Below are 10,548 nucleotides of genomic sequence, written 5' to 3'. Positions count from 1 at the left end.
CCCGGGGGGCGGCCAAGAGGCGCGGGGCCGGGCGCGCGGTCCCCGTCTCCGAGGCGCGCAAGCTGCCCGTCTCGCCCGGCGTGCTCAAGGGCCTGGCTCCCGCGCGGGACCTCGCCCTCCCGCGCCCGGCCAAGCCGCTGACCAGCACGGTCGGCTCCCGGTGGGTCACCGGCGGCCTGGTGGCCAAAACCACCGGCCGGGTGTTCCTGACCGTGGGCGGGGCCGACTTCGTCTGCTCTGCGAGCACGATCAGGAGCGCCAACAAGGACGTCGTCGTCACCGCCGGCCACTGCGTCAAGGACGGCGCGGGCGAGTGGGCCGCGAACTGGACGTTCGTCCCGGGCTACGGGACGGCCGGCGAGCAGCCGTACGGCCAGTACACCGCCCGCCGGATGTTCGTCGCGGGGCCCTGGTCGCGCAACGGCGACGACGACTACGACGTGGGCATGGTGGCCCTGGCCACCTCCAGGGGCCGGCACGTGGCCGACGTCGTGGGCACCCAGGAGATCTCCTTCAACGCGGCGCGCGGCGGCCAGGCGTTCGGCTTCGGCTACCCGGCCGACCCGCCGTACGACGGCAGCCACCTCGTCTACTGCGCCGGACGGCTGAAGAACGACCCGCACGGCCAGACCAAGGACCAGGGGCTGGGCTGCGACATGACGGCGGGTTCGAGCGGCGGCCCCTGGATGACCGCGTTCGACCCGGCCACCGGCAAGGGCACCATCATGTCCTTGAGCAGCTTCAAGTACGTCGACGACCAGCGCACGATGTACGGCCCGTACCTGGGCGAGGCGGCCAAGGCCCTCTACTCGACGGCGCAGCGCGCATAACCGGCTGCAATGGACCGATTACAGAATGGCAAGCTTTTCTCCATACCCCCAGTCGTCACCGGGCCGCTCACGGGAGCATCACAGGGCCTTATGACAAGGAAGGGGGCCGGGTGAAGCGGCTAGTGGGGGTTGTCACCGGCATCGTGGTGCTGGTGGCGGGGATGGCGAGCGCGGACAACGCGGTGGCCGGCAGGAGTGCGCCGGTGACCCCGGTGGTGTGGGGGGCCTGTCCGGCGGTGGGCGGCAAGGCCGTGCCGGCCGAGCTCGAGTGCGCCACCGTACGGGTGCCGCTCGACTACCGCGAGCCCATGGGCCAGTCGATCAAGCTGGCGCTCAACAGGATCAAGGCCAAGGTCTCCAGGGACGCCAACCACCTGGGCACGCTCCTGGTGAACCCGGGCGGTCCAGGGGCGTCGGGGCGGAACCTGACGCAGTTCGTGTCCGCCTCGCTGCCCGACGGGCTGGGCGAGCGCTACGACGTGGTCGGCTTCGACCCGCGCGGCGTCGGCGGCAGCGAGCCGGCCGTCCACTGCGTGGACCCGGCCGTCTACTACAAGGCCCCGAGGCCCGACGCGGTGCCGCACGGGCGCGGGGCGGAGAAGGCGCTGCTGGCCAGGGCCACCGAGTACGCGAGCCGCTGCGGCAACCTGTGGTCCTGGCTGCTCCCGCACCTCACGACCGAGAACTCCGCCAGGGACATGGACACGATCCGCGCCGCGCTCGGCGAGGAGAAGATCAGCTACCTCGGCTACTCGTACGGCACCTACCTCGGCGCCGTCTACGCCACGCTGTTCCCGAGCCGGGTCAAGCGCCTGGTCATGGACAGCACGGTCGATCCCACCACCGTCTGGTACGAGTCCAACCTCAGGCAGGACCGCGCCTTCGAGCGCCGGCACCGCCTCTTCCTCGCCTGGACGGCCAAGCACAACGACGTCTACAAGCTGGGCGCCACCGCCAAGCAGACCTCGTTCGCCTACTACGCGATGCGCGACCGGCTGCGCACCCGCCCGGCCGGCGGGATCATCGGGCCGAGCGAGCTCGACGACACCTTCACCGTGGCCGGCTACAGCGACAAGATCTGGCCCCTGTTCGCCCAGTCCTGGTCCTCCTACGTCCGCCAGGGCGACGTGAAGGGCCTGCTCGACATCTACAACAAGCACGGCAAGCAGGACGCGGACGACGAGAACGGCTACGCCATCTACCTGGGCGTCCAGTGCCGCGACGCCAAGTGGCCGCGCCAGTGGGACAGGTGGCGGGACGACATGACCAAGCTGCACGACCGGGCGCCGTTCCTGACCTGGCCGAACGCCTGGTTCAACGCCCCCTGCGCCTTCTGGCCGGTGCGGGGCGGCCAGCCGGTCCAGGTGCACGGGTCGCAGAAGCTGCCGCCGTTCCTCATCCTCCAGTCGCGCGACGACGCCGCGACGCCGTACAAGGGGGCGATGAAGATGCGCGAGCAGTTCCCCGGGGCGCGCATGGTGATCGACGGCGGCGGCAACCACGGGGTGTCGCTCGCGGGCAACACCTGCGTGGACGGGCACCTGGCGGCCTACCTGAGGGAAGGGACGCTGCCCAGGCAGGACACGTCCTGCGCGGCGCTGCCCGAGCCACGCCCGGCCGAGCACATGACTTCGCCACCTGCCCGGGAACGGTCCGATCTCCTCGGGATCCTCGGCGTGCTGGGGCTCATCGCCAAGAGGTGACGTCAAGAATGGATTACTGTGGGCAGAGCCGGATGAGCTAATCGGTAACCCTTCGCGTAGTCTGACCATGTGATGCTGCGTACATCGGCGTCGCGCGTGCTCGACGACAGCGACCGGGACGAAGTCCTCGCCCTGCTGGACTCCGATCCGGTCGCCAACGTCTTCGTCTCCTCCAGAGTGCGGGCCGTCGGACTCAATCCGGCCAGGCTCGGCGGGCAGATGTGGGGGTTCGGACCGCGCGGTGGCCTTGTGTCACTTTGTTACGCCGGGGCCAACATGGTGCCGGTCAACGCCGGGCCCGAAGCCGTGCACGCTTTCGCCGACCGGGCCAGGAAACAGGGGCGACGGTGCTCGTCCATCGTGGGCCCGGTCGATGCCGTCTCGCTGCTCTGGGAGCGCCTCGAACCGCACTGGGGCCGCGCCCGGGCGATCCGCTGGGCGCAGCCGGTCATGGCCACCACGCACCGCTCGCCGGTGCCGCCCGATCCTCTCGTGCGCAGGGTGCGGCCGGAGGAGTTCGACATCCTGCTGCCCGCGTGCGTGGCCATGTTCACCGAGGAGGTCGGCGTCTCGCCCAACCTCGGCGACGGCGGCGCCCTCTACCGGACCAGGGTCGCCGAGCTCATCAGGATCGGCCGCTCCTACGCCCGCATCGACGACGGGAAAGTCGTGTTCAAGGCGGAGGTGGGGGCGGTCACGCCGCACGCGTGCCAGATCCAGGGCGTCTGGGTCGCCCCCGAGCTGCGGGGCAGGGGGCACGCGGCGGCCGGCATGTCCGCCGTGGTCGATGCCGCGATGGCCTGTTTCGCCCCCGTGGTCTCGCTCTACGTCAACGACTACAACGGATCGGCGCGGGCCGTCTATCGCAAGGTGGGCTTCCACGAGGTCGACACGTTCATGTCGGTGCTCTTCTGAGGCTGCGGCTAGAGGCGGACGAGCTTGTCGAAGAGCCTGGCCAGCTCGGTGTCGGGATCGGCGGTCAGGCCCGCGTGCACCGGCCCCGCCTGCACGATCGTGCTGCGCGGCGCCGTCAGCCAGCGGAAGCGGCCGCCGAGCGGCTCGCTCGCCAGCGGCCCGGGCTCCTCCCCGCAGGCCAGCTCGTACGCGCTCAGCGCACGGCGTACCGCGTCGACGTCGGCGCCCGGGTCGAGGGCCCGCAGCCGGGCCGGGTCCAGCTCGACCCGCGCGCACAAGTAGGCGCGCGGCTGGCAGTAGAGCAGCACGCCCGCGTTGATCAGCTCGCCCCGCTCCACCCTGGGCACCACGCGGATCGCCGCGTACTCGTACACGTCCCTGGTCACCGGCTGCCTCCACGCCAGAATTCGCCGACGGAACCGGGGCCGTGCCGTGGCGCCCCCTGCTCGGTGCGTACGAGCCATTCTCCCGGCCCGTGCGCCCGCCGCAGCAGATGATCGACATACGCCTCGCGCACCGCTCCGGGTGAGTCGAAGCCGGGCTCGTCGCGCAGCCACTCGTCGGGGACCAGGGCCGTCACGGTCTCCAGCAGCTCCCTGGTGATCTTCGCGGCCAGCAGGGCGCCTTCGCCCGCGACGTCGGTGGCGTACGGCGTGAGCACGTGGTCACCGGCGTCGAACGGCCGCTGCGGGTCGGCCGTGCGCCAGTTGTGGTGGAACCAGAGCGCCGCGCCGTGGTCGATCAGCCAGGGCTCGTGGTGCCAGACCAGCAGGTTGGGGTTGCGCCAGCTCCGGTCGATGTTGTGGATCAGACCGTCGAACCACACCACCTTGGAGGCGAACAGCGGGTCGGCGACCCAGGCCAGCGGCTCGAAGCCGAGCGCCCCCGGCAGGAAGTCCACCGCCAGGTTGAGGCCGGTGCTGGCCTTGAGCAGGTCTTGCACCTCTTCGTCGGGCTCTCTGATGCCGAGCTGCGGGTCGAGGTCGATGAGCTTCAGCTCGGGAGTGCGCAGCCCGAGCCTGCGGCCCAGCTCGGCGGCGATGATCTCGGCGACGAGCACCCGCCGCCCCTGCCCCGCCTCGCGGAATTTCACGACGTAGGTGCCCAGGTCGTCGGCCTCGACGACGCCGGGCAGCGATCCGCCCTCCCGCAGCGGGGTCACGTAGCGGGTGGCCGCGATCTTTTCCAGCACGAGATGAGGCTATCGCCCCTTCTCAGTGGCTCGGATCACGGTCCTGCCGGTTGGCCGCCGCGAACGGGTGCTCCCGCGACGCCTCGACGGCGGCGAAGGCGTAGTCGAGCATGCGGCGCTCGTAGGCCGACTTGGCCGTGGCGAGCGGCCGTCCCCCGGCGGCGGCCCCGGCCAGCAGCTCGCTGAGCAGGCGGGCGTCGCGCAGCCCGATGTTCGCGCCCTCGCCCCGGCCCGGGCTCATGCTGTGCACGGCGTCGCCGATCAGCGTGACGGCCGGCTCGTCCCACGCCGCCACGCGCCGGGCGGAGTGGGTCCGCAGCACGAACGTGGCCTCGGGGTCCGCCTCGTCCACGATCCGGCGTACGCCCTCGTGCCAGCCGCGTACCGTCTGCCGCGCGAGGCCGTGCAGTTCGGCGGGCGGCGCGCCGTCCGGGCGGGGGCCGGGCACGGTCATCGTCCAGGAGAAGTAGCCGGGCACGTCCGTCACCTGCGCGCCGGGCGCGTGCCGGGCCACGGCCTCGGGCACGGGGGTGAGCGGCCGGCAGGTGGCGATCGCGATGGCCGTGCCGCCGGGGGCGCTGACGCGGTTGAAGGAGTCGACCAGCTCGGGCGGCGTGGCCGCCAGCAGCTCGGGGGTGATCCAGGTCTTGCCGTAGAGCGCCCAGCCGAGCTCGTCCACCACGGCGCCGGGCAGGAGCTGCGCGCGTACGCGGGAGCCGGCGCCGTCCGCGCCGACGAGCAGGTCGCCGTCGGCGCTCTGCCCGCCGGCGAAGTGTGCGCGCACGCCGCCGCCGGCGAGCGGCTCGTAGCGCCGGTAGTCCATGCCGAAGCGGACGGAGCCCGCGAGCCCCGTCATGAGGATCTCGCGGAGGGTGAGCCGGTTGACGCCGAGGCCGGTCACGCCGGGCCGGGCGTACGGGATGTCCTTGGCGAACTTGGGCCGCAGATCGGTCTCCATGAAGATCATGCGGTTGGCCGGGCGGATGGAGGTGGCCACGGCGAGGTCGAACAGGTGGTCAGGCAGGCATGCCCGCAGCGCCTGCGCTCCGGTGTCCTTGAGGCTGATGCGGTAGCCCTGGGGGCGGTGGGCCGCCGACGGGTCGCGTTCGTACAGGGTGACGCGGAGACCTGCCTGACGCAGGCCCTGGGCAAGGCACAATCCAGCGAGTCCGCCCCCCATGACGAGAATGTGGGTGTCGTCCATGGGCCGACTGTAATCGAATAGCTGTCGCGACAGCAAATGTTCTGGACAGCTATCCTCAGGGGATGACCGACAACCGCGCAGCGCAGTCGCCGTTCGAGCTGGTCCTGGGGGGTGGGTCGCTGCTGGTCCAGGTGGGGCGGGAGCTGAACACCGAGACCGAGCGCCGGCTCGCGCCGCTCGGCCTCACGGCGCAGCAGGCTGCGCTGCTGCTGCACGCGGCGCGCGGCGGCAGCACGCCCAGCACGCTGAAGAGCCGGCTCGGCACCGACACGGCCGGGATGACCAGGCTGCTCGACCGGTTGCAGGCCAAGGGGCTGCTGCGGCGGGCGCGGCATTCCGAGGATCGGCGCTCGGTCGTCATCGAGCTGACCGACGAGGGGCGGGCGCTGGTGCCGCACCTGCCGCCGATCTTCGGAAGCATCAGCCACCAGGTCTTCGAGGGGTTCTCGCCGGAGGAGGTCGGCCAGGTGACGGAGATGCTGCGGCGGATCATGAAGAACCTCGCCGGCGACTGAGCCCGGCGGAGGCTCAGGTCTTGGCGATGACCTCCTCGGCGAAGCGTTCCATGGTGGCGAGCTTGAGCTCCAGGCTGCCCTCGCCGTAGCGGGCCTTCTCCTCCGGGGTGGCCAGCCACCACGGGGCGGCCATGGTGCCGGTCACGCCCTTGGCGGCGAAGTGCCGGTAGGTGCCGGCGTCGGGGAGCACGGCCAGCGGGGCGATGATGTCGAAGGGTCCGGTTCTGCCGTTCTCGTCCAGGTGCCGGCGCAGCGTGTCCAGCACCGGGTCGAGCTGCTCCTCCGTGTAGATGCGGTTGCCGATCCAGCCGTCACCCAGGCGGGCGGCCCGGCGCAGGGCGGCCTCGCTGTCGCCGCCGACGTAGACGGGGATGCGCCCGGCGGGCGTCGGCGAGATCGACAGGGCGGGCAGGCCGTCCAGGGTGACCGTCTCGCCGGCCCAGAGCGAGCGCAGCACCGGCAGCATCTCGTCCAGCCGCCGCCCGCGCGTGTGGAAGTCCTGCCCGGTCCCGGCGAACTCCTCCTTGCACCATCCGACTCCCACGCCGAACGTGACCCGGTCCTGCGACAGCACCGCCGCCGTGGACACCTGCTTGGCCACGGTGAACAGGTCGCGGGCCGGCGCGATGTAGACGTTGGGGGAGAAGCGCAGCGAGGTGGTGACCGCCGCCATGGCCCCGATCGTCACCCACACGTCGGGCCAGTGCGTACGGGCGTCCCAGCGCGGCCGCCCCGACCGCGAGTACGGGTACGGCGTGGCGAAGTCGGCGTAGAAGAGGTGGTCGGACAGCGTCAGCGTGTCGAACCCGCACCGCTCGGCCGCCTTCGCCAGCTCCACGAACTGGCCGGTGTCGACGAACGAGGCGCCCAGCCAGAATCTCATTGGAACTCCGGGATGACCTTGGTGGCGAACAGTTCCAGGTTGCGCTTGACCGTGTCGAGCGGCAGCACGCCCTGCTGACCCTGCATGTAGAGGCCGAACCACTCCAGGTCGGGCATCCGGTCGAGCATCCGCTGGATGCCGCGCTTGACGTCGTCGGGCGTGCCGAACAGGGCCATCTCCACGTCGTTCATCCGCTTGGCGTCGCCCTTCTCCGGGGAGATGGGCTTGTGCTTCTCGTCCTCCTTCTTGCGCAGCACCTCCAGATAGCCGAAGGGGCCGAAGAAGGCGGCGAAGTCCTTCGGGATGCTGCGGCCGAAGGTGTTGATCGCCTCCTCGGTGGTGTCCGCGATCCCGACGATCTTGAGGATGCCGGTGTGCTCGCCGAGTTTGTACTCCCGGCCCTGCTTGGCGGACTCCTCCTGGTACAGCTTGGCCTTGGCGGCGTGGTCGTCGGGATTGGGGGTGAACATCCACGGCAGGATGTTCTCCTGCGCGGCTCTGATCACCGACCGGTCCGAGATCGTGAACGGCTGCCACAGCTCGGGATGCGGGTTCTGGTACGGCCTGGGGCAGACGGAGACGGCCTGCACCTTCCCGTCCTCCGACAGCTCGTCCGGCGCGCCGAAGGTCCTGGTCCACTCCTGCGCGGGCCAGCCCTCGATGCCCTCGTACGGGAAGGGCACCTGGTAGTCCAGCACGTCGGACTTGTAGCGGAGGGTCTCCTGTGTCCACGCCATCTTCATGATCTTCAGCACCTCGCCGAAGACGTCGAAGTTGCGCGTGTCGCTCGCCGAGCCGTCCGAGCGGGCGGCGGCCGCGTGCCAGCGCTGGCCAAGGACGTTCATCCAGCGGTTCTGGTAGCCGCGGGCCACCCCGAGCCGCAGGCGTCCCCTGCTGAACTGGTCGAGCAGCGCCACGTCCTCGGCGGCCCTGATCGGATCCCAGGCGGGCAGCACCAGGCCGAGCGGCGCGAGCAGGATCCGCTCGGTCCTGGCGGCAAGGTCGGTCAGGAACATCAGCGGGTTGACCGAGAACTCCATGCCCTCCGAATGGAAGTGGTGCTCGGTCATCATCAGCGCGTCGAACCCGAGCTGGTCGGCGTGGACGGCTATCTCCCGTACCTCGTGCAGCAGCTTCTGGTACGACTCCGTGTCGCGGCCGATGGGGCGCTTGGCCTTGGCGTTCTCCTCGGCCGCGTATCCGGATCCTGGAATCTGCGGATTCAGGAAGATAGAAAACTTCACCGGGGACCTCTTTCCGCGGGATGGTCTTCTGCAAGGTACTCTGGAAATCTTAGCCGAGCAATCGCTTGGTTGACGATGAGGAGGCGGCATGAGGCTGGGCGTCACGATGTTCGCCACGGATCTGGCCATGCCGGTTCAGGACCTGGCCAGGGCGGCGGAGGAGCGCGGCTTCGACTCCCTCTACGTGCCCGAGCACACCCACATCCCGGTCTCCCGCCGCACCCCGCCCGCCGCGGGCCAGGCGGAGCTGCCCGAGGAGTACCGGCGGACGCTCGACCCCCTCGTCGCCCTGTCCTTCGCCGCCGCCGCGACTCAGCGGCTGCGCGTCGGGACCGGCATCCTGCTCGCCGCCCAGCGCGACCCCATCGTCACCGCCAAGGCCATCGCCACCCTCGACCACCTCTCGGGTGGGCGCGTGGTGGTCGGGGTCGGCTTCGGCTGGAACGTCGAGGAGATCGAGAACCACGGTGTCCCGTACGGGCGCCGCCGCGAGGTGGCCCGGCACAACGTGCTGGCGATGCGGGCGTTGTGGCAGGAGGAGGTGGCCGCGTTCGACGGGTTCGAGCCGTCCTGGTCCTGGCCCAAGCCGATCGCGAGCCCGCCGGTTCACCTGGGCGGGGCCGCGGGGCCGAAGCTGTTCGCCCACATCGCCGAGTACGCCGACGGCTGGATGCCCATCGGCGGCGCGGGGATCAGGGCGGCGCTGCCCGCGCTGCGCGAGGCGTGCGAGAAGGCCGGGCGGCCGATGGCCCAGGTGATCCCGTTCGGGACGCGGCCGACGAGGGAGAAGCTCGACTACTACGCCGGGCTCGGGATCGAGGAGGCGGTGGCGCAGCTGCCGAGCGGCCCCGCCGACGTGGTGCTGCCGGTGCTGGATGACTACGCGGCGCTCGCTTGATGGCGGCATAATGAAGCCATATGTCCGAGCTTCGAGCCGATGACCCGAGGCAGCTGGGGTCGTACCGGCTGTCACGCAGGCTCGGCCAAGGCGGTCAGGGCGTCGTCTACCTCGGCCGGTCCGCCCAGGGGGCACAGGTCGCGATCAAGCACATGCACGCCACCCTGTCCGGTGACCCCGCCGTGCGGCGCCGATTCCTCGGCGAGGTCGAGGCGGTGCGCAGGGTCGCGGCGTTCTGCACGGCGCAGCTCCTCGACGCCGACCTCGACGGAGACCGGCCCTATCTGGTGAGCGAGTACGTCGAAGGCCCCTCGCTGCGCGAGCACGTGATCGCCGAGGGCCCGCGGCAGGGCGGCTCGCTCGACCGCCTGGCCATCGGCACCGCCACCGCCCTCGGCGCGATCCACCGCGCGGGGGTCGTGCACAGGGACTTCAAGCCGGGCAACGTGCTGCTCGGCATCGACGGGCCGCGGGTGATCGACTTCGGCGTCTCCCGGCTTTTGGACACCTCCGCGACCACCAACCTGATCCCCATGGGCACCCCGGCCTACCTGCCGCCCGAGCGCATCAAGGGCGAGCAGGCCGGTCCGGCGGCCGACCTGTGGGCCTGGGGGCTGACCGTCGCGTACACCGCCACGGGGCGGCACGCGTACACGGCGGACACCCATCAGGAGGTGCTGGCCAGGATCCTGTACGGCAAGCCGGACGTGGGGGAGCTGACCGGGCGGCTGCGCGAGATCGTGGACGCCTGCCTGGCGCCGGAGCCGGGGGACCGGCCGGACGCGGAGGAGGTGCTGCGGCGGCTCCTCGGGCAGGACGGCTTGTCGGGTGACGTGCTCACGACCGGCGCGATGGCCGCCGTCGCCCCCGCCGATCCCGCCACCTCCACCGATCCCGCCACCTCCACCGACCCCGGCTCGGCCGGTGGCTCTCGCTCGGCCGGTGATCTCGGCGGTCTCGGCGGGGCGCAGGGGCGGGCGAAGGCCGGGCGGGCGTTGCTCGCCGAGCTGGGCCCGCACGCCGCCGGGACCGGGCCGATCGAGGACCCCGACCCGACCACGAGCTTCCCCGCCATCGTCGGCTCGGACCATCCGCCGCACGGCGGCGCGGACGCCGGGGTCGCACCCGCCAGGCGGCCGCGGGCCTGGCAGGTGATCGTGGCGG

General features: G+C 71.4%; 11 protein-coding genes. 6 read left to right on the top strand and 5 right to left on the bottom strand.

Translation table 11 applies throughout. The features are described 5' to 3' along the window. From ETD85_RS55125 to ETD85_RS55115, 3 genes are all read left to right on the top strand, one after another. A partial coding sequence (locus ETD85_RS55125) for a trypsin-like serine peptidase (RefSeq protein WP_138697844.1) occupies positions 1-830 on the top strand: 830 nt, incomplete at its 5' end. A 110-nt stretch (positions 831-940) separates the two neighbouring features. Continuing rightward, entirely contained in the window at positions 941-2,533 is a 1,593-nt protein-coding gene (locus ETD85_RS55120) for an alpha/beta hydrolase (RefSeq protein WP_240780041.1), read from the top strand. Positions 2,534-2,605: 72 nt separating this feature from the next. Further along, a complete protein-coding gene (locus ETD85_RS55115; RefSeq protein WP_138697845.1) occupies positions 2,606-3,448 on the top strand; it encodes a GNAT family N-acetyltransferase in 843 nt (280 codons plus the stop codon). Between the two features lie 8 nt (positions 3,449-3,456). Here ETD85_RS55115 and ETD85_RS55110 read toward each other — a convergent pair whose 3' ends face one another. The 3 genes from ETD85_RS55110 to ETD85_RS55100 are packed head-to-tail and all read right to left on the bottom strand — an operon-like array spanning position 3,457 to position 5,844. After that, on the bottom strand, positions 3,457-3,834 hold the full coding sequence (locus ETD85_RS55110; protein ID WP_240780040.1) for a DUF3037 domain-containing protein: 378 nt from the start codon (positions 3,832-3,834) through the stop codon (positions 3,457-3,459). Then, positions 3,831-4,640 (bottom strand): HipA family kinase, encoded by an 810-nt coding sequence (locus ETD85_RS55105; protein WP_138697842.1) that lies wholly within the window; start codon positions 4,638-4,640, stop codon positions 3,831-3,833. The genes ETD85_RS55110 and ETD85_RS55105 overlap by 4 nt, the downstream gene beginning before the upstream one ends. Positions 4,641-4,662: 22 nt before the next feature. Beyond that, positions 4,663-5,844 (bottom strand): FAD-dependent oxidoreductase, encoded by a 1,182-nt coding sequence (locus tag ETD85_RS55100; RefSeq protein ID WP_138697841.1) that lies wholly within the window; start codon positions 5,842-5,844, stop codon positions 4,663-4,665. A 62-nt stretch (positions 5,845-5,906) separates the two neighbouring features. Between ETD85_RS55100 and ETD85_RS55095 the strand changes: the two genes are divergently transcribed. Then, positions 5,907-6,359 (top strand): MarR family winged helix-turn-helix transcriptional regulator, encoded by a 453-nt coding sequence (locus tag ETD85_RS55095; RefSeq protein ID WP_138697840.1) that lies wholly within the window; start codon positions 5,907-5,909, stop codon positions 6,357-6,359. Between the two features lie 13 nt (positions 6,360-6,372). Here the strand turns inward: ETD85_RS55095 and ETD85_RS55090 are convergent, their stop codons facing one another. After that, positions 6,373-7,242, bottom strand: a complete 870-nt coding sequence (locus tag ETD85_RS55090; protein WP_138697839.1) for a TIGR03619 family F420-dependent LLM class oxidoreductase — start codon at positions 7,240-7,242, stop codon at positions 6,373-6,375. Further along, positions 7,239-8,486 carry an LLM class flavin-dependent oxidoreductase gene (locus ETD85_RS55085; protein WP_138697838.1) on the bottom strand — a complete coding sequence of 416 codons (1,248 nt, stop codon included), beginning with the start codon at positions 8,484-8,486 and terminating at the stop codon, positions 7,239-7,241. The genes ETD85_RS55090 and ETD85_RS55085 overlap by 4 nt, the downstream gene beginning before the upstream one ends. Before the next feature lie 88 nt (positions 8,487-8,574). On the opposite strand from ETD85_RS55085, the gene ETD85_RS55080 reads away from it, so the two are divergent. After that, positions 8,575-9,384 carry a TIGR03619 family F420-dependent LLM class oxidoreductase gene (locus ETD85_RS55080; protein ID WP_138697837.1) on the top strand — a complete coding sequence of 270 codons (810 nt, stop codon included), beginning with the start codon at positions 8,575-8,577 and terminating at the stop codon, positions 9,382-9,384. 20 nt (positions 9,385-9,404) lie between these two features. Then, positions 9,405-10,548, top strand: a 1,144-nt coding sequence (locus tag ETD85_RS55075; protein WP_138697836.1) for a serine/threonine-protein kinase, incomplete at its 3' end; no start/stop codon positions are given.

Origin of the sequence: Nonomuraea zeae (assembly GCF_005889725.1) — a bacterium.
Taxonomy (GTDB): Bacteria; Actinomycetota; Actinomycetes; order Streptosporangiales; family Streptosporangiaceae; genus Nonomuraea; species Nonomuraea zeae.
This window is presented reverse-complemented; position numbering and strand designations above follow the sequence as displayed.

Excerpts from the sequence above, each read along its gene's own strand:
- ETD85_RS55115 (WP_138697845.1), top strand. The coding sequence starts at position 2,606 with ATGCTGCGTACATCGGCGTCGCGCGTGCTCGACGACAGCGACCGGGAC.
- ETD85_RS55100 (WP_138697841.1), bottom strand. The coding sequence starts at position 5,844 with ATGGACGACACCCACATTCTCGTCATGGGGGGCGGACTCGCTGGATTG.
- ETD85_RS55095 (WP_138697840.1), top strand. The coding sequence starts at position 5,907 with ATGACCGACAACCGCGCAGCGCAGTCGCCGTTCGAGCTGGTCCTGGGG.
- ETD85_RS55090 (WP_138697839.1), bottom strand. The coding sequence starts at position 7,242 with ATGAGATTCTGGCTGGGCGCCTCGTTCGTCGACACCGGCCAGTTCGTG.
- ETD85_RS55080 (WP_138697837.1), top strand. The coding sequence starts at position 8,575 with ATGAGGCTGGGCGTCACGATGTTCGCCACGGATCTGGCCATGCCGGTT.